22 protein-coding genes are annotated in these 17,245 nt (G+C 51.6%); 1 reads left to right on the top strand and 21 read right to left on the bottom strand.

Annotated elements, in window-relative coordinates; all coding sequences use genetic code 11:
- Positions 1-37: 37 nt before the first annotated feature.
- The 5 genes from C6Y32_RS13360 to C6Y32_RS13340 all read right to left on the bottom strand — a co-directional run bounded on the left by C6Y32_RS13360 (position 38) and on the right by C6Y32_RS13340 (position 4,395).
- Entirely contained in the window at positions 38-808 is a 771-nt protein-coding gene (locus C6Y32_RS13360; RefSeq protein WP_105205755.1) for an ABC transporter ATP-binding protein, read from the bottom strand.
- Complete coding sequence (locus tag C6Y32_RS13355) at positions 798-1,616, bottom strand: ABC transporter permease (RefSeq protein WP_105205754.1); 819 nt, start codon at positions 1,614-1,616, stop codon at positions 798-800. Before C6Y32_RS13355 ends, C6Y32_RS13360 begins: the two co-directional genes overlap by 11 nt.
- Positions 1,613-2,554 carry an ABC transporter permease gene (locus tag C6Y32_RS13350; protein WP_105205787.1) on the bottom strand — a complete coding sequence of 314 codons (942 nt, stop codon included), beginning with the start codon at positions 2,552-2,554 and terminating at the stop codon, positions 1,613-1,615. The genes C6Y32_RS13355 and C6Y32_RS13350 overlap by 4 nt, the downstream gene beginning before the upstream one ends.
- A gap of 174 nt (positions 2,555-2,728) precedes the next feature.
- Entirely contained in the window at positions 2,729-3,697 is a 969-nt protein-coding gene (locus tag C6Y32_RS13345; protein WP_105205753.1) for a helix-turn-helix domain-containing protein, read from the bottom strand.
- Positions 3,698-3,858: 161 nt separating this feature from the next.
- The gene (locus C6Y32_RS13340) at positions 3,859-4,395 is read right to left on the bottom strand and encodes an SLOG family protein (protein WP_105205752.1); all 537 of its coding nucleotides are present in this window, start codon (positions 4,393-4,395) and stop codon (positions 3,859-3,861) included.
- Positions 4,396-4,559: 164 nt separating this feature from the next.
- Here C6Y32_RS13340 and C6Y32_RS13335 point away from each other — a divergent pair, with 164 nt between their 5' ends.
- Complete coding sequence (locus C6Y32_RS13335) at positions 4,560-4,868, top strand: helix-turn-helix transcriptional regulator (RefSeq protein ID WP_105205751.1); 309 nt, start codon at positions 4,560-4,562, stop codon at positions 4,866-4,868.
- A gap of 97 nt (positions 4,869-4,965) precedes the next feature.
- Here C6Y32_RS13335 and C6Y32_RS13330 read toward each other — a convergent pair whose 3' ends face one another.
- From C6Y32_RS13330 to C6Y32_RS15880, 16 genes are all read right to left on the bottom strand, one after another.
- Positions 4,966-5,478: a helix-turn-helix domain-containing protein gene (locus C6Y32_RS13330; RefSeq protein WP_105205750.1), complete on the bottom strand. Its 513-nt coding sequence runs from the start codon at positions 5,476-5,478 to the stop codon at positions 4,966-4,968.
- A 32-nt stretch (positions 5,479-5,510) separates the two neighbouring features.
- The gene (locus C6Y32_RS13325; RefSeq protein ID WP_105205749.1) at positions 5,511-6,545 is read right to left on the bottom strand and encodes a hypothetical protein; all 1,035 of its coding nucleotides are present in this window, start codon (positions 6,543-6,545) and stop codon (positions 5,511-5,513) included.
- Positions 6,523-6,672 carry a hypothetical protein gene (locus tag C6Y32_RS15455; RefSeq protein ID WP_164998286.1) on the bottom strand — a complete coding sequence of 50 codons (150 nt, stop codon included), beginning with the start codon at positions 6,670-6,672 and terminating at the stop codon, positions 6,523-6,525. The genes C6Y32_RS13325 and C6Y32_RS15455 overlap by 23 nt, the downstream gene beginning before the upstream one ends.
- Before the next feature lie 11 nt (positions 6,673-6,683).
- On the bottom strand, positions 6,684-7,511 hold the full coding sequence (locus C6Y32_RS13320; RefSeq protein ID WP_105205748.1) for a C39 family peptidase: 828 nt from the start codon (positions 7,509-7,511) through the stop codon (positions 6,684-6,686).
- A gap of 14 nt (positions 7,512-7,525) precedes the next feature.
- Positions 7,526-8,005: a hypothetical protein gene (locus C6Y32_RS13315; RefSeq protein ID WP_105205747.1), complete on the bottom strand. Its 480-nt coding sequence runs from the start codon at positions 8,003-8,005 to the stop codon at positions 7,526-7,528.
- Between the two features lie 65 nt (positions 8,006-8,070).
- Positions 8,071-9,897 (bottom strand): VirB4 family type IV secretion system protein, encoded by a 1,827-nt coding sequence (locus C6Y32_RS13310; protein WP_105205746.1) that lies wholly within the window; start codon positions 9,895-9,897, stop codon positions 8,071-8,073.
- Between the two features lie 15 nt (positions 9,898-9,912).
- Positions 9,913-10,857 carry a phosphoadenosine phosphosulfate reductase family protein gene (locus tag C6Y32_RS13305; RefSeq protein ID WP_105205745.1) on the bottom strand — a complete coding sequence of 315 codons (945 nt, stop codon included), beginning with the start codon at positions 10,855-10,857 and terminating at the stop codon, positions 9,913-9,915.
- A gap of 2 nt (positions 10,858-10,859) precedes the next feature.
- Positions 10,860-11,558: a hypothetical protein gene (locus tag C6Y32_RS13300; protein ID WP_243562767.1), complete on the bottom strand. Its 699-nt coding sequence runs from the start codon at positions 11,556-11,558 to the stop codon at positions 10,860-10,862.
- A gap of 29 nt (positions 11,559-11,587) precedes the next feature.
- Positions 11,588-11,962: a hypothetical protein gene (locus C6Y32_RS13295; protein WP_105205744.1), complete on the bottom strand. Its 375-nt coding sequence runs from the start codon at positions 11,960-11,962 to the stop codon at positions 11,588-11,590.
- On the bottom strand, positions 11,959-12,369 hold the full coding sequence (locus tag C6Y32_RS13290) for a DUF3846 domain-containing protein (RefSeq protein WP_243562765.1): 411 nt from the start codon (positions 12,367-12,369) through the stop codon (positions 11,959-11,961). The genes C6Y32_RS13295 and C6Y32_RS13290 overlap by 4 nt, the downstream gene beginning before the upstream one ends.
- A 17-nt stretch (positions 12,370-12,386) precedes the next feature.
- Positions 12,387-14,087 carry a DUF8193 domain-containing protein gene (locus C6Y32_RS13285; RefSeq protein ID WP_105205784.1) on the bottom strand — a complete coding sequence of 567 codons (1,701 nt, stop codon included), beginning with the start codon at positions 14,085-14,087 and terminating at the stop codon, positions 12,387-12,389.
- Positions 14,088-14,167: 80 nt separating this feature from the next.
- Positions 14,168-14,713 (bottom strand): DUF6550 family protein, encoded by a 546-nt coding sequence (locus C6Y32_RS13280; protein ID WP_154250072.1) that lies wholly within the window; start codon positions 14,711-14,713, stop codon positions 14,168-14,170.
- A gap of 153 nt (positions 14,714-14,866) precedes the next feature.
- A complete protein-coding gene (locus C6Y32_RS13275) occupies positions 14,867-15,412 on the bottom strand; it encodes a hypothetical protein (protein WP_105205743.1) in 546 nt (181 codons plus the stop codon).
- Positions 15,409-15,822: a DUF4320 family protein gene (locus C6Y32_RS13270; RefSeq protein WP_105205742.1), complete on the bottom strand. Its 414-nt coding sequence runs from the start codon at positions 15,820-15,822 to the stop codon at positions 15,409-15,411. Before C6Y32_RS13270 ends, C6Y32_RS13275 begins: the two co-directional genes overlap by 4 nt.
- Positions 15,822-16,694, bottom strand: a complete 873-nt coding sequence (locus C6Y32_RS13265; RefSeq protein WP_105205741.1) for a secretion protein F — start codon at positions 16,692-16,694, stop codon at positions 15,822-15,824. The genes C6Y32_RS13270 and C6Y32_RS13265 overlap by 1 nt, the downstream gene beginning before the upstream one ends.
- Before the next feature lie 6 nt (positions 16,695-16,700).
- Complete coding sequence (locus tag C6Y32_RS15880; RefSeq protein WP_205125109.1) at positions 16,701-17,156, bottom strand: XF1762 family protein; 456 nt, start codon at positions 17,154-17,156, stop codon at positions 16,701-16,703.
- Positions 17,157-17,245 lie beyond the last annotated feature (89 nt).

The raw sequence follows: 17,245 nt of genomic DNA, 5'->3' as shown, positions 1-17,245 counted from the left end.
AAGTGCAACTTACATCTTTCGCTTCAATCATAGGTAATCACCGTCTTTCCAACGTACAAGCACTAAGCAGATATTTTGTATATTCTTCTTTAGGTTCATTGAATATCTGCTCCGTTGTCCCTGCCTCGACCAACTGGCCATTATTCATTATTAAAATTCGATCTGCCATTGACGCCGCTCTTAAATCATGTGTAACAAATAAGATCGCCATGCCGCCACTGCATAACTGCCTAAGTAATTGCATCAATTCAATTCGGTTACAGGCATCTATTGCTGTAGTCGCTTCATCAGCAACCAATATAGTAGGCTGATTGATTAGTGCTGCTGCAATCATAATCCGCTGCAACATCCCACCCGAAAGGGCATCAGGATAACTCTTTAGTATCCGTTTCAAATCATCAAGGCCCAACTGTTGTAGTGTGTTGCTCACTAATAGATGTAATTCCTGCCGTGATATTTGGGGGTTATGTAAGTAACATGTTTTTTCTAATTGCCTTCCAATACGCAGCGATGGATTAAATGCTGTCATGGGGTTTTGCATAATATAGCATATTTCTTTACCGTAGATTGCCTGCAATCGTTTCTTTGAAGCGCGCAGCAAGTTTTCCCCCTTATAAAGCACCTCGCCTGAAATGGAATAATTAGAACTAAGTAAGCCCATAACGGCCTTGCATACCGTCGTTTTTCCTGCCCCAGAGCTGCCCACAATGGACAACATTTCTCCTCCATCTATTGAAAAAGAAATGTCCTCTGCAATTTCTTCACCCGTTTTGAGAGTAATAGTGAGATCTCTGACGTCAAGAAACACTGATCTGGTCCTCCTTGCCAATAAAATCCCGAATACCTTCACCTAATAAATTGAAGCCCGCACAACAGATAATGAGGCATATGCCGGGATAAACAATTAGGGCGGGATTTGTATAAATGCTGTTTCGAGCGTCATTAAGCATGGCTCCCCACTCCGGAGTACCAGCAATGAGGCCCACACCCAAAAACGCAAAACTTGATACCGATAAAATTGCTGATGCTATTCCCGTGGTAAAATAGACAACAAACTGTGGCAACACATTCGGGATAATGTGGTGAAGTACGATCCGCATTGCAGATGCACCAGATACTCTTGCAGATTCTACATACCCCTTTCCACACTCGACCTTTGCATAAGAACGCGCCATGCGTAAGAACCACGCAGACATAGAAATACCAATTGCAGTGATAATGCTCGCAACAGAATTGTTAATAACTGACACTAATGACATTGCTATTACTAAAAGCGGAAATGCCATAAATATATCGCACAACAAGCGGATGACCTCATCTATTAGGCCGCCTTTATAAGAAGAGTAGCATCCAATAAACAATGCAATCGCTGCTAGTACTATTAGCACAGGCACAGTAAGGCTAAGTGAATATCGCGCTCCATAAATTAAGCGCGAAAGCTCACAGCGCCCCATCTGATCGCATCCAAGAGGATACTCGGATGATGGCGGGGCATTTTTTAGTGCAAGGTTTGTTGCATTTGGATCATTTGGGGCAAGGAGAGGGGCAGTTATTGCAATACAAACAAATAACGCAATAAGTAAAACACCAATGACAATTTGTGGATGTTTCCTCATACACGTTTCCTCCTATACGCAGGGCAAATGATACCCGAGAAGATGTCCGCTACAGTATTAAAAAGGACAAATGAGATTGCGCAAATAAGTACCACACCCGATATTCCATATACATCCATACTTTCGCATGCTTCAGTTAAATAGTATCCAAGACCCCGAATGGAAAAGACAGTTTCTATCAGTGCAGAGGTTCCAAAAACTGATGCGCAATATTGTGCGAAAAGTGTTATGGCCGCTGGAAATGCGTTCCTCAGGACCTCGCCGTATATAATTTTAGATGTGGAAAACCCCCTCGCTTTAGAGTAAGTAACATAGTCACTTTTTAATTCGTTTATTACAGCAGCTCGCAAAACCCTGATTGAAATACAAGCAATTGGAATGGCAATGGAAACAGATGGCAATATAAGGGATTTAATACTCCCGTCTGAAATTACACTAAATATCGGAATCTCAACTGCAAAAGCAATCAACAAAATGAGTGCCAGCCAAAAACTCGGAACACATATCCCAATTATGCAGATAACTCTTGTTGCGTGGTCAAATACTTTGTCTTTCCATATGACAGAAAACGCCGATAATAAAACAGTTAAAATAGCAACCCAGAGCATAGACATAATCACTAACATACATGTAACAGGAAGTGCATCTCTAATATTATCAATGACAGGTTTTCGATTGGTAATTGAAATACCCAAGTCCCCGGTAAGTAGTCCTTTTATATAATCTGCATATTGCTCAGAGAGTGTACCATCCAGGCCAAGTTCAACTCTCATTGCTTGGATTTGATCTTCTGTTGCGAACAATGTAGTCTTTCTTACAAGCATTTCTGCCGGATCTGTACCGGTAAATATCTGCAAACAAAAACTGAGAGTAACGACTCCTAAAATCACAATTAGCAAGGTTATAATGCGTTTTGCAATGCGTGCGCAGATCCCCATACTGTACAACTAATTTGCCTCCATTCGCCCACGGTTAGGCTCCGCTAACTTATGCCCCTAAAAAGAACCGCTGAATGCGGTTCTTCTCGTCAATCTCTAATTCATATCAATTATGGTAGCACAAGATTGCATGTTCGTCTATAACCGTTTAGGTCAAGCCTTAATCCATTTAGGTCACGAATATTTCATGCGATATGCGATTGGAGTCATTTCATATACTGATTTGAATGCCCCAGAAAACTTCCCTTGATTTTCATACCCTGCAAGACTAGCAATTTCGCCCACACTCAATGCTGGCTCAGATCTAAGTAATTCCGCAGCAGCCTCCATTCGTTTCCTTTTCATAAACGTGCCTAGAGAAGCACCGGAAATTGACTTAAAGCAGCGTTTCATGCTTGATTCCGAAACCCCATAAATCTCTGCTATCTCAGAAATGTTTTTTTGTGTAAAAGGATTTTCAATAATATACTGATAGACCTGTTGAGTCCGCCGGGATACTTTCTCCGTAAACTGTTGAGGCGGCTCCACATAACTGTTATCCAGTTTGCTTAATAAAAGTAAGATTTCCAGGATTTTCAGCCAGTAATATGGCAATCTTATCTGGTTCTCAACGCTCAATATCTCTGTAAAAATATGGTCAATTTTTTGTTTGGATTTTATTAAAAGAACACGACCTTCCGGGCATAGGGTTGTGCGGATTTTTTGCAAGTCTATACGCCACCTAGAGAATTCATCGTTGAGGGTCGTCTGCGCTGTTTCTAACTCCAAGAGAATGGTTATACCCTTATACTTATTGAAAGGGATTCTTGAATTGACAATAATCTGTCTATCATGGTATAGGCCAGATATACTTAAATCCTTTTCACCCAAAAAGGTGATTCCACCTCCGACCATTTCTACTTCGTGTCCACCCTCAAGGCAATAATTTATTTCCAAAAAGTCCTTTTGGACATTCAGTGGTTGAAAGCAAGAACTTAGGTTTAATTCATTAAAGGACAGTTGAATGCCTGGCGCAATATTATAGCAGTGCATCTCTCCAGCACCACTCTCATCCTCGTATCGCCGGAGGGTATAAAACTGGCGGGGCGTATCATCTGTATAATAGAATGCTCTGAATTCCGGAATATCAACAACATCAGCCATACTTATTCGCCCTTCCTGGAAATCGTGATTGACTAAAGAAAATGATAACGCAAGTGTATCCTAATTTCAATAGGAATTAAAAGTGAGGCGGTTGCTTCATGAACCGCTTTTACTTTTATCTCTATATAGTTATTCCACATCTTGAGTTAGTTTGAGTAAATTTAATTAGTTGTAACTGTAGCAGTATCAGGATTAACAAAAGATATTGTGATTCCTTTATTTTGGGCATATCTCACCGTCTGCATAGTCCCAGACCGCAAATTCCGCTCATTATCGTAGACCGCTACCAGATAATCCGCGTGATCCACCATGTAGCAGTTCCGCTTAATATAGTTCTCCCGGCAGTCCTCTTTTCCTATCACTACACAGTCGGAACACATCCGCAGGAGGAAGTCCATCCGGCGCTTGCTCCGCTCATCCCATTTTGAATCGTGCCCCTCAAAGGGCAGCACCACCACCAGTTCTATATCTCCATATCCCGGCTGTTCTTTTAGCCGCAGAATCAATTCACCAGCCCACATATCCACACCCAGGGCGCCGCCCACATAATACCGGCGTACTCCATGTTCATCGTACAGCCTCTTGAACTGCTCCAACATGGCCCGCTTTATTTTTTTGCACAGCGAATAGTCCTCGCTGTATTTGAACTTGAACCGGTTCGGCCGGTGGCCTGTTACCGCACAGGCAGCTTGCCTCATAAAATCACCCTCTTGTCCATACATTTTCTCCTTTTACACGCATACAAAGCTAAAATAACGTAAATAATGCGTTGTAAGTAGCGGTATATGGAGAATTATAACACAATCAATGTTCCTTATCCAGAAAACCTTTCTGCTATGCTAATGGGTAGTGAGGTGAGAGTATGGATGAGGCATTTATCCGCAGCCGGATCACAGAACTGCGGCTGAAAAAGGGCGTGTCAGAATACCAAATGAGCTTGGATTTAGGGCAAAACCGCAGCTACATCCAGGCGATTTCTTCCGGCCGGGCGCTCCCATCCATGAAGCAGTTTCTCAATATCTGCGAATATTTCGAGATCACGCCGCTCCAATTCTTCGATTCCGAGGAAATCAACCCGCAGCTTATGAAAAAGGCATTGGACGGCATGAGAACGCTGAAGGACGAGGACCTAATCATGCTGATCGGCTTTATCAACCGGCTGCAATCCTGACAAGGCGGGGGCTGAGGCCCCTGCTTTTATTTTGCTTGTTTGAACGGCGCCTATTACTTTTCTTTTCATCCGGTAAGTATCTGTTCACCTGTACGGTTCAAGGGGGTACAAAAATGGACTGCCCCCCAGTCCACGCAGCATCCGGGCGGCATTTTTGCCGCCCGGTCTTTATTTTATCAAGTCCATGTGAAAAAGAATAGGCTGGGAACAGAAAGAGGGCGGACTGCTCCCCAGGCGTGGAGTCAGGCGCTGAAGAATGGACGGCTTTCTCTACTTCTTCGTCCGGCATAGGCGGTTCCGATTCGGTGGGCTGCTCCGGCGTGGACGGCTGCGGTGCCTCGGAACAAAGGGTATAGAGGTTGCTGGTCTGGCCGCCGTTTTTGCGCTCGTCAAACCGTGCCTGCTTGATGATGTAGCCAGCTTCCACCAGCTCGTCTAGCGCCCGCTTGACCGTAGAGATACCATAGCCGCACTTGGCGGCTATGGTCTTGATGGACGGAAAACACTCACCCTCCTTGTTGCAATGCAGAACAAGGACTTGAAGCACCAGCCGCGCTCTCGGCCGCAATTCAGAGGAAAACGCCCTCTCCATGTATTCAAACTTTGCCATTCTGTGATCCTCCCATTCTGATCCTCTCTTTGTTACAGCCGCCGTTCTCCCATGATATACGGCTCCACCAGGCGCTTATACAACCTCCCGTTGGTCCGTTCTGCAAATAGGTTATGGGATGCCTCCGCCATTTCCATCTCACCGCCAAACAGCTCCCGGCAGTATTCCCGGAACTCTCCCGGCACACTGATGGCCACCGGGCGTACTTCCAGCCCGCCGCAGATCTCCAGCGCCTTGTGAAAGGCCGGAATCTCATAGGGCAGGACGCTCCCGCACAACAGCCGGTGATCCGCCTCCCGGAACACAGAGGTGGGCGCCTGCATCACACCGCAGTCGTAGATGATAAACTGATACTCCCGGTCCGGCTCATTGGTCAGGTAGCAGTCGATCCCATCAATCGTGTAATGTTCGCCAGTAGGGGCCGCCTCATAGACATTGAGCAGGAGCTGAAGGTGCCGGTTGGTGTTGACCTCAATGTAGGCGACCTCCGCACCTCTGGCAGTCAACCACGCCGCCAGATTGAACGCCGTCACCGTTACGCCGCTTCTGCGCTGCGTCCCTGCAACGGCAATACGGATATTTTTAGCGTTCCAACGGTAGGGGATGATCTCGGCCTCCGGTTCAGGAGCCGGTTCCCGTTGGGATTCTGGCTGGCTTGACACAGGCATAGGCGTCACATACCGCTGCATCCCTTCATCGGAAAGGGCCTCTTTCAGCTCGTCGGCGGCTTCCTCCAGCGTTTCCGCTGTAATCAGATTCACCACTCCAATGGATAAAAGCTGCTGGATACAACCACTCATATCCTCACAGCCGGACAGAATCACGATGATACGGGCAGAAAACATCATCTGGAAGGACCTCAAAGCCAGGGTGAAGTCCTCGCCGCTTTCCTCAATACAGGCCGCGTCAATCAGGAAGAACTTGGCCGTGGCATAGTTTCGCATATCCTTGGTGACGAAACTTTTCAGGCTGAACTTCCCAACCAGCTTTTTGGACGGCAGGAGCATTTCACGGGCCGCGCCGTCGATCAGCCCGCTTTTCTGGTTACTTGTCAAGTACAGCAGCATACGATGTACCTCCCATATCCATGTTTTCTACCGCCCTTTCCGGCTCTCCTGTCAGCAGAAGGACAACGCCAACCACTACAATGGCGATGTAGATCAATAATTCAATCAGTTTATTTCGGTTGTTCATACCATGCTCCTTTAGTAGATCGCCCAGAAAGGGCCGCCAGCAGCGGCACCTTTTCTGGCTTCATCCAGAATAATGGAGAGGTCCCATTCCTGCTCGCTCCGCTTGCGGCTGGCAGGGTCGGCCACCAGGATTTTCCCCTCCGCAGTTACACCGCGCAGGACAATGAAATGCCCGGAGTTGGTAAAGTGCCCTTTTGCCATGATCGCCACAACCAGCTTCCCATCCGCCAGCGCGTCTATCATCGCCTGCGGGTCATCCGGGGGAACGCTCTCCCAGGACAGGCCGTAGGCTTCGGCTGCTGCCGGGATCAGGCTGTGGTAAGAGCCGTTCCCTTCGCAGCGGTGTCCATTCGCTACGGACCATTCGCTGAGTTCTACTGGGTTATGGGGCGTCCCGGTCAGGGTCGATGTGACAATCGCCATCGCCGTGGGGCCGCACCCGGCCTCGCCAATCGTGCCGGATGTGCCGTACATGGTATCTGCCCACCGCTCATCCAGTTGGTTGTAATAGATGACCTCCCGGCCCCCATCAGTAAAGACCACGCCCTCGTAGCTCTGGCCGCTGCCCTCGATATAGTCCTTTTCATAAATACCGAGCTGCTGGTTGTAGCCATACTCTTTCTGAAAATTCTCCACCACACTCACCTCATCGCCCACCAGCCATTGAGACAGCATGGAGAAAGGGCTGGTAATCAGATACAGGATAAAGGCAATCAAGAGCAGCAGGCCCAGAATGGGGGCCAGAATGAGAATGAGCGTCCTTCTACGGCTTTCCTCATCAGTCGCCGCCCGCGCCGCCACTTGTGCCAGCAGCTTTGCCGTCAACGGATCAATCGCCAAAACAACACCTCCAATCAGCCCATTTCCGCGCCTATGTCCGCCAGCATCCGGTCAAACTGCTGGCGGATTTTTTCCCGTTCCCGCCCGGCGCTGTCATCCATCACAAACACCTTTTTCCCATCCTCATTCTCACGCACGGAAACCGCGTAATCCCCGTTTGCAATAAAGAAGGAAGTATAAAGGGCTTGGATGGCCGGAACGGGCATCCGGGAAATCTCAAAGGGCGTGGCGGCGCACTTGCTGTTCCAGGAAAAGAGGTTGTAGGCTGCGTCCGCCGTCAGTTTCATCCAGTCATAGTCAAATTCTTCTTTCTTCATCAGGGCGCCAAAGTCAATCCCGTCCGGGGAAAAATACCGCTCTACCTTTTCGGCAAGAACCGGGTGGGAGGACATCAGATAGAGTGCTGCCTGATAAGAGCAGTCCAGCTCTCCGCCCCGCCAGCGCATCGAGGACAGCTTGGTTATCAAAGATTCATACCGTTCCGCATGGTTCATCAGAAAACGCCTCCTGTTCATGAATAAGTAAGGCGGCCGGGGAACATCCCGGCCGCCGTGGTGTGCTACCGGCCGCCCGCCTTGCCCATGTAGGCAAACTTGTAGGCCGGAATTTCAAAATTGACATGAAGCCGCTTGGAGCCGACCAGGAACAGGGCGTGTCCCCGTCGCTTGCTCTCCAACAATTCCTGCTCGGCGTCCGTCAGGTTGTAGAGGTCTGTGGTTTCCTGAAGGTTTTTGCCGTCGCAGCCCATCAGGATTTTGTAGCAGGGAATATCCAAAAGGGCCTGCCCGTACATCTTGATCTCCGGCGCCAGGAAGTCCACCACCGAATGGGAGATAATCGCCAGGGCGGACTCATATTTTCTGGACCGCTTCTCCACATTCCGCAGGAAGGCCAGGGATTGCGGCACCTGCGGGTCGATCATCAGATACGCCTCGTCGCATACCAGAAGCACACGCTCCCCGCGATTGTTGCTCATCTGCTCCCAGCACCAGGTCAGCAGATTGAAATACTGCGTCCGCTTGATGTTATCTGCTGCGTTTTGCAGGCTGTGGGTATCCAGGCAGACAAAATGGGAGTCGGCCTCCAGCGTGCTGTGCCCGTTCCAAAGGAAGCTGTCGCTGCCCTTGGCGGCGTCATACAGCAGCATGGCGAGGTCACGGAACACCGGATTGTCCGGGTTGGCCTCGGCTTTCTTTTCAATCAGGCCGTGCAGATCTTCCATGATGGGGAAATCCGCTGCTTTGAGCTGGCGAATGTCTGTGTCCCAGAAGATGCCGAACTGATGATAAAGCTCAATGACCGTCTGCTTCAGGACGGCTTTCTGCATATCGGTCAGGCTCGGCAGATATAGGGAGAAGATAATCTCCAGCGTTTTGATATGGAGCGCCATATCGGACATTCCATTTCCTTCATCCGTATAGAGCTTGTCGGTTTCGTCCTCATCGTCACGGGGCGCCGGTCTGATCTGCAAAAGGTTGGAGCGGCCGTTGCGCCCACCGCCAGCGTTCAGCCAGTTCCCGCCCAGGTTCCGGCACATATCCTTGTACTCGGATTCCGGGTCGATACACAGGATTTTGGTTCCCTTCATGTACTCCGAGAGCATGATGTGCTTGACCACGGTGCTTTTGCCGATACCGGCCACGCCCATGACAACGAAGCTGCTGTTGGTGCGGTCGTTCCCGCGTGTCCAGGGGTCCAGGATCACCAGCCCGCCGCTGCTGTCCTTGGCAAAATAATAGCCCCGGCCGTCGCTGTAACCGGAGCTTGCAAAGGGGAATCCGCCCACAAAGGTACTCATGGGGATGATGCGGGAAACAATGCTGTCCACCGTCCCGTTGGCGGGATAAGTGGGCGAAATGCTCTGAAACCCCTCCTTTTGCAGATTGGCAAGGGTGCGGACCTTGCATTTCTGAACGCTGAACGCACTCTCCACACGGCGGCAGATTTTGGAGAAGGCCGCCTCGTCCTGCGCCACCGGCATCACCGTGAGCGACATCATGGCGACGGTTTCGCCCTCCTGGTCGATTTTCTGCATGATATGCTCCCCGTCTTCGGCGGCTTTTTCCGCCCGCTGACGGGTCAGCGGGTCTTTGGCGCTGTCGGCGGCGCCCCGCTGCTGGACAATGCTCTTGGAGAGGGCGGAGATCAGGGTGCTGTTATCAATCGGGGTGATACCCACTGACACAATGGTGCTGGGGATGTTCGTGATTTTGGAGAGCCAGCCCATCTCCACCTTTTGCGGATAACGGACTGCACCGTAGACCTTTCCCATATTCTCACCGATCACAAGGCTGTTCCGCTTGATTTCCAGTCCCATCGGGGTAATGACATTCAACAACGCTTCATTGACGGGGAGCGTTTCTTCCTTTTTCTTGGTTCTTAACAATGATACACCTCCAAATCAGTGACACGAATACGGCACACCGATATAATCCAGCACGGCGCCCAGCCCCAGCTCATGGATGCAGTAGTGGTACTGCTGGGGATGGGTTTTCTCCATGAGCTGAAAACGGTTCGGCTCATGCTCCAGATGAACGCCGTACATACAATACATACACCCTGATCTGGAAACGCCGGTGGTTTTCAGAGTCAGGGTGCCGTTCCTCTTTTTGACCTCCACAATATCCCCATAGATGGGGGCATAGGGGATGCCGGTCATTTTCAGATAGCGCAAAATATCTTCCTCCCGCCAGAACGCAAGGGGCTGGCTGAGGGGGCGCCTGCGCTCATAGCCGTTGCAACCAAATTTGAGGTAAGACTGATCCCGCAGCTTGCTCTCACAGGCCAACACTCCCGTAATGGGATGCCGCCCGGACTGCCGTTCAAACTTGTTCAGCGGGGCCTTTTTCATGTGGTAACAGCACCGGGCTGAAACCGCAAAGGGGGCGTCCAGAAGATACCTGTACTTCTCACAGTTGTAAATCGACTTCTTTCCGTTCTTATCCAGCAATTCACCGTTTAGGCGGGCCAGACGGTAAGACTGGCCCTTCCGTGCGCCGCTGATGGCATCGGACACTTCCTTGGAAATGACCGGATAGCCGTATTTCTCAATGATCTGCGTAAACGGATAGCGTGGGCGAAGCCAAACCACATTGTCTTTCGTTTTTACAAAATCGCGCAGTTCAGGGTATTCCAACCCTGTGTCAACATACACGGCGGGAATATCCGGGCAGACCTGCCGTGCCAAATCAAGGAGTACCGTGGAATCCTTACCGCCCGAAAAGCTGGTAAAGACCTGCCCGTTGTATTCCTTGTACCATTCCAATATTTTCATCTGCGATACTTTGATCTTTTTTTCGAGGCTCCAACCCTGCATGATGTTCAAATCCTGCCGGGTGTGCTTCATTCTTACACAACACCTACACTTTCTAAAATCGGGATCGCCGCTTCAAACCCAGCGTCCTCCAAATGCACATAGGCCGGGTTATTCACCAGATTGCACAGCCGTACAATGTCCTGCTGCTCCAAAATCTCAGTTTGGATGCCGCAGTCGGCAAAGTAGCCCGACAGATATTTCAGTTTTTGGAGCAGATCACGCTCCACTCCGTCAACCGCCCTGTCCCAGATTTTGATGTAAAACTGCCGTTCCACCACCTCGCCGGAGAGGGCAAAACCGCCCATCTCCACGATCTCATGTTTTAGCAGCTCCTTTTGCTTGATATTGGAGGAAGCTGTGAGGGTGGAGGACAACTCCGCCATCAGGGGAGAAATATCCACCGGGCGGGAAACAGCCAAAAGCTGAAACGGATATTGGCCGCTGGACAGGCTGGCCGTGAGCTGCTTGGCGATCAGGCGTTTTTCATTCTTGCTGAACAGCTCCGTGCTGATGGGAAATATTTTCAGATACGCCAGCGCCATGCCGTCACGGGTGTAGAGGAAGCTCCCGCGAATGTCCTTGACATTGACAAACTCATTGGCGGTCATCTGTGCCAGTTCTTCCTTATCCCTGCTCTTGGTTTTCTTGCGCCTTTCTGAAAATTTCAAAAAAAGAAGCGTACCGCCTCCCAGCAGTACGCATACCAAAATCATAATGATCGGCAGCAGCAACCTATCAACCTCGCTTTCTTTGCCGCAGCTTATAGTTCCAAATCATCCTCGTCCTCCAGTTCTGGTTCCAGCTCATCGGTATAGTCTGGCAACACATCCTCAACCGAAAATCCAAAGCTGTGTCCGCCGATCCAGTCCACTTGCACAGAGGCATACAGTTCTTCAAAGTTCTTGCTGAAATAGGCCAGTTCTTCTTCGCTGGCCCGTTCTGTTTCACCCTCCCCGTAGAGGTAGGTGCCAACCTCCGCATAAACCCGGTCGCTTTTCGGCAGGCTCCTCAAATCATCCCGGATGATTTCGTCCTCCAAAAGATCCTCCGCACAGTCCGGGCTTCCGGGAGCGTAGTATTCTTCCAGCAGGCCGGAGTCCGAGGCCAGGGTCACAACAGAAAACATCTTGCTCATTTTGAACCACCACCTTTCCGATCCCCGAACATCAGCCGCAGAAATTCCTCCATATCTTTCGCTGATTGTACCTCAAAGGTCACGGCGGAGGGCTGCGGCCCCGTAAAGTAATGCCGGAAATAGGCGATCTGGTTCTCGGTCAGCGATACGCCGTCCCCCTCCGGGGTGTCGCCATAGAGAAAGAATGTCCCGTGGATCGTGTCATTCCCGAACTGGCGGTTGGCGGGCAGGCCCATCCATTTGCCAGCGGCGTTACAGCACAGGACGGTTTCATGGGGCAGGGAGATACATTCGATCTCGCCGCCGACAAGGGCCTGCCGGTGTTCCAGGGAATCCTCCAGCACAGCGGTATAGGGTTCCTTTCCCGGCTCAAATATCATTACCCTGATTTCTCTATTGCTGTTCATTGTATTTTCCTTTCTCATCATGGGTTCCCCGGCGCGATATGCCAGTCATCGTAAAGGGAACCGCTAATCGTCACGGAATCGGTGAGATTGGCGCAGAGCATCCCTGCCGGGGTCCAAATATCCATCACATGGGTATTGACCGTATAGCTCCCATCGGGGAACCACACCGGCGAAAAATGGACCCGCTGCTTGTAGGTGCTGTAAATATTTTCGGCAAACTGGAACCGGGCTGTTTTTCCGCTGGAGAGCCGGTCCAGCAGGCGCCAGTAGGTCGTATAGTGAAATTCGGGAAAATAGGAAACCGCCGTCTGGCCGTAGGTGTAGTGGGACATGGGCGCCGATGTGCTGACCGTGGCGGTGACGGTGTTGCTCACACCGTAGCCGGATTTCATGGTGTTCCCGGCCGCCGTGGGCACCTTCTCATCCGGTTCAATCCTCGCGGTGGCGGTCATGGAGGCGGAATAGTTGTCCCGGAAGAAATCATACCAGCCCTCATCCACCCAATATCCATCATCATCGCCGGTGCTGTGCCACACCCAATACGGGTGCCACTGTGCCCACCACACGCTCCATGCGGCGTAGGACTTTTCCTCCCGGCTGGGGACGCTGCTGGGCCGCCAGCTTCCTGCGGTGTCGGTGGCCTTCGGGTCCGGCGGGTCGTTGCCGGAAAGATCAACCACTTTTGCCTTGATGGTAGTCTGGCTCAGAGTCCCCCGGTTTGTGCGTACCGTAATAGTAATATCCTGCGGTTCGGACGGGGTATGCCACTTCACCCACGCAAGCTGACTGTCCCCCTCCGGGATGACGATATTGCTCATGCGGTAGGTGCTGCCCTTGATGGTAAAGGTCACAGTGGCGGGGCCATCCGGGTTGATCTCAGAACCGGCATAGAGCGTCACCGGCGTTATCACATCGGTGTCTACCCGGTATTCGTAGTCGTAATCGGTGGGTTCCGGCTGCTCCGGGGGCTGTTCCTCAAACCGGACAATGCCTATGCCCAGGTAGGCGATGATGGTATCATTGGAACAGGTCTTGTTCGTGGGGCCGGAATAGGCCGCAAAGCCCAAATCCGAATATTCAAGATACATCGCCAACGGGAGATTTTTATGGGTCAGGCTCGTCATGGTCCTGCGCAGGGCGCCGCCCGTCTGGTTGTCGTAGAGGGCCGCTTCATGGGCGGTCATGGCGTACATGATCCCGTTGTGCTTGAAGTAGGCGATTGGTTCCAAAAGCAACTTGTACTCGCCGCCAATCAGTTCATCATAGTTGATGCCGGTCTGCTGCGCCACCAGTTCAACCGCATACTCAGAACAAAAATATTTCTTGATGGCCTCAATACTCGCCTTGGTACTTCCGGTGCTGATAATGCGGGGCATAGCTACATCTGGCTTTTTACAGGTATAAGGGGTAGTATTTGGAGAAATGCCTGAACCGTTGGTGTATTGTATTTTACTGACCTTTCCAAAATGGATTTTAATTGTAGGATTTTTGTTCGTCAGGTCAAAGGGAGTAGAAACCGGCTGGCCGGATTCTGCGTCCACAACGGTAATCCTGACACCATCCATGCCCGGATTCCATGAGTTCTGCGAGGTCCCCTGTCCCATACTGCCGCCACCGCCGTCCACATTCCCGCTGCCTCCGGTATCGGCCAGGGCGCTCATAGGGCAAATGCCCAGGATAAGCAAAAGGCTTAAAAAGAAGGCAAAAATCCGTTTCAAAAGCGCACCTCCAGTCTGCTGATTTTTGAAAAAGAGCATAAAAAGAGTACGGCAGAAATGCCGTACTCCTGTGCCAAAGGTCATCCCATGATGCCGACTTGTTTATTTATATCTCCATCTGAATGAATTTCCTCCTGAATGGTTCCACCTCCTTCATCGGGAATCCAGCCAAAGCCCTCAATGTAGATGGAGCCGTTCTGCGTATCGCCGTTTTGGGGCTGATTGGCGGCGGGATCGGAAACAATCGGCTCATTGTTCTCGCTGGCCGCCTGCTGTTCCTCCGGGGACGGGGCAGGCGGCGGAGTGCTTTCCGGCTTTTTCTCACTGTCGGTCAAATCAACATCCACCTGATCCTCCTGCTCTACATCCAGGACGGGATCAGCCTGTTCCTGCGTGGGGGTGTTTTCCGGTGCGGAAACATCGGGGACCTCCACTGTGGGCGTCGTAGTTTCTTCCTCCGGGGGCTGGCTCACATCCTCCGTTGTAACATCCGTGGGGGCAGCGGCCGGGTCCGTCCCGGACGGCTGACTGCTTTTGCCGAGCATGGACACAGAAACACCGATCACGATCAGCAGCACCGCCGCCACACCGACGATAGCAAGCAGCTTTTTATTTTTTGCGTTCATCTGGAATCCTCCTTTTAAGGTGAAATTATATCAAAAGATCAATGTGTTCCTCCACCCTCATTATACCATTTGCACAACAATGGCGTCCAGGTGGAAGAACACACAAACATTTTTTTGCGCTATGGAAAACCGTCAGGCAGAAATAGACAAAATCTAAAACCGGGGAACATATTTGGCGTTCAGCTTCATGGTGATCTGCATGGGCGGCAGATGGCCGAACCCAAAGGAAAGGGGCACCTCCACCGTGACCGTTCCCGTCACATTGAGCTGCGTAATCCCCTCCGGCGCGGAGGGGGCAAGCGGGGCATTTTCCAGTTCCATGTGCAGATCATAAAAGCGGTATTCCAAATCCGGCCCCGCGTATTTCAGATACCGCCCATCCTCGTACACCAGGCCCAACACCTGTTGCAGCCGGTCATATACATTCCCGGTGGTCACATTCTGCGTCCAGGACGAACCGGAAAGCTGGTAGCCGCCCGAATACCCTTCCCGCAGGCCGGGGTAGGCTTCATCCCAATTCTCCGTTGCCACCGCTACGATAGCGGATTGAACGGAATCCCGGACGCCCTGCGCCACGATCATCAGCCGCATATATTCAAACACCACGCAGGCTAAGATCATGCAGCAGACCACCACCGCCAGAATCATGGGCGTGCCCTGCCCGGACCTGTCTTTCAAAACTGTTTTCAGCCTGTTCATTTCCAGTACACCTCCGAGACTCCTGTGGCCCTTGCGGTGAGTGTGACAGGAAAGGACGCAAATTCTCCGAACAGGCCGAGATTGACGGTGGTGGTGAGCGTCACCGTCACCTCGTTACCGAGTTGGATTTTCCCGGTGTCGCTCCATGAAATATCCGGGTCAAGTCCGGTTTCCTCCCGGAGAGCCGCCGCTTTTGAGCTGGTGACGGAACCGACCCACCCATTGATCTCCGCTGTCCGCACCAGCTCATCCGCAAACACATCCAGGTTTTGTTTCGCCACAAACACCGGGGCGATGCGGACCACCAGCGCCAGAACGAGAGCAACGGACAGGACAAGGACGCATACATCCACAAAGCCTTCCCCGCGTTTTTCTTTCAGCAGCCGCCTCAAACAGCCACCTCCCTTCATCAGAACAAATCTCCAAAGGCTTCCAAGACCACATAGCCCAGAACACCCAGATACATCAGCAGGAAACAGCCCAGAAGCATGAAGGAATACTTCCTCATTTTCCCCGGCTGCTTCATGGCCTCCAGTTTCAGCTTTTGGAGTTCAAGCTGTTTGAAGGTCATGGAGAGCATTTGAAAGTACATAATGCCGTTATCGCCTCGCTTGACGGAGATCAGCCCGCGCACCACATCGGAGAGCATGGTGCTTCCAATCCGGCTCTCCCAGCGTGTCAGGGCGTTTTCCTCGTTGCCGGAGGCCATATCCGCAATCGTGATCTCCAGCTCCCGCTTCATGGCGTGACCGGCGTTGTGCTGATAGGCTTTCAGGATATTCAGCACATCACGGGAGGAACGAAGCTCCTGCTCCACGGTATTGACAAAACGGGGCAGTTCCGTTTCAATTTCTTCCCGCCGCTGCTGGACAATCTCATCCGCCCGTTTCTGTTCTTTGAAAAAAACAGCCACCGCCAGAAAAAGGATCACCGGCGCCAGGATAGGAAAAATCAGCAGGGTAGGGATCACCAGCAGCCCGATCAGCCCGCCCTTGACCCAGGCCGCCGCCACATAGGTTTCCGGGGACATTTGAATTTCGGCGGATTTAAGCTGGGCTTCCAGCTTGCGCCGTTTATAGGCGTCCAGCCGAACCAGAGGCGCCGCCTTTGCCGCCATGTCGAACAGGATAGCGTTCATGCTGTTCTTTTTCGCCTTTCCCCGGTTCGTGACGGTTAGTACGGCCTTTGTGCTGGCGGAAGTGGGCAGCCGGAGAAGTCCGGCCAGTAAAAAGAACGCTCCCAGGCCAAAGAGCGTTCCGAAGCATAGTAAGATCAAATACAACCTGTTTCACCTCAATTCCTTGTAATACATTCGTTTTGGGCCGGTATTCCGGCTCTCTGTCCGGGGACGGCCCGGAACATTCCAGCTCCCGCCGCCCCGGAATCCCGGCGCACATGACCAACCGGAGGCCCGTAGGCTGGCCCCACCTTCCTCCGCCAGCGTGTAGGTGATGATCTTCCGAAATCCCATCTCTCTGGCGATTCGGGCGCAGCAGCCATAGAGGAAGCTGCACCCATTGAAAGTGCCGTCCGTGCAGAGCCGTGTCACCTCGGCGGTCCGTCCATCGTCCAGATACCGGGAGATCGGCCGCCCCACGACAGCAACGCCATGAATCACCCCCTGCCCATCGGAGAGCGCCACGCAGAATTTACAACCCTGCGCCCGCCCGCTGTGGCGGTGGTGCTTTTCAATAAAGCGGTTTGCCTCCCGCAAGCTGATTGGAATGATCTCCGCGATTCTCACCTCCAACGAAAAACGCCCACCGGGAAGGTGCGCAAAATGGTTTCATCTGCTTTGAATTGGAAATATCAGGCTCCTTCATTTCCACAAAC

The sequence above is a fragment of the Neobittarella massiliensis (ex Bilen et al. 2018) genome, assembly GCF_900289145.1.
Taxonomy (GTDB): Bacteria; Bacillota; Clostridia; order Oscillospirales; family Ruminococcaceae; genus Neobittarella; species Neobittarella massiliensis.
Note: the sequence above shows the minus strand (reverse complement) of the source record. Positions and strands in the feature narration are given on the sequence as shown.

Coding starts and splice junctions, on each gene's coding strand:
- C6Y32_RS13315 (WP_105205747.1), bottom strand. CDS start 8,005: ATGAACCATGCGGAACGGTATGAATCTTTGATAACCAAGCTGTCCTCG.
- C6Y32_RS13270 (WP_105205742.1), bottom strand. CDS start 15,822: ATGAAGGGAGGTGGCTGTTTGAGGCGGCTGCTGAAAGAAAAACGCGGG.
- C6Y32_RS13275 (WP_105205743.1), bottom strand. CDS start 15,412: ATGAACAGGCTGAAAACAGTTTTGAAAGACAGGTCCGGGCAGGGCACG.
- C6Y32_RS13330 (WP_105205750.1), bottom strand. CDS start 5,478: ATGGCAAAGTTTGAATACATGGAGAGGGCGTTTTCCTCTGAATTGCGG.
- C6Y32_RS13295 (WP_105205744.1), bottom strand. CDS start 11,962: ATGAGCAAGATGTTTTCTGTTGTGACCCTGGCCTCGGACTCCGGCCTG.
- C6Y32_RS13335 (WP_105205751.1), top strand. CDS start 4,560: ATGGATGAGGCATTTATCCGCAGCCGGATCACAGAACTGCGGCTGAAA.
- C6Y32_RS13280 (WP_154250072.1), bottom strand. CDS start 14,713: ATGAACGCAAAAAATAAAAAGCTGCTTGCTATCGTCGGTGTGGCGGCG.
- C6Y32_RS13345 (WP_105205753.1), bottom strand. CDS start 3,697: ATGGCTGATGTTGTTGATATTCCGGAATTCAGAGCATTCTATTATACA.
- C6Y32_RS13340 (WP_105205752.1), bottom strand. CDS start 4,395: ATGAGGCAAGCTGCCTGTGCGGTAACAGGCCACCGGCCGAACCGGTTC.
- C6Y32_RS13290 (WP_243562765.1), bottom strand. CDS start 12,369: ATGAACAGCAATAGAGAAATCAGGGTAATGATATTTGAGCCGGGAAAG.
- C6Y32_RS15455 (WP_164998286.1), bottom strand. CDS start 6,672: ATGAACAACCGAAATAAACTGATTGAATTATTGATCTACATCGCCATT.
- C6Y32_RS13325 (WP_105205749.1), bottom strand. CDS start 6,545: ATGCTGCTGTACTTGACAAGTAACCAGAAAAGCGGGCTGATCGACGGC.
- C6Y32_RS13355 (WP_105205754.1), bottom strand. CDS start 1,616: ATGAGGAAACATCCACAAATTGTCATTGGTGTTTTACTTATTGCGTTA.
- C6Y32_RS13350 (WP_105205787.1), bottom strand. CDS start 2,554: ATGGGGATCTGCGCACGCATTGCAAAACGCATTATAACCTTGCTAATT.
- C6Y32_RS13305 (WP_105205745.1), bottom strand. CDS start 10,857: ATGAAGCACACCCGGCAGGATTTGAACATCATGCAGGGTTGGAGCCTC.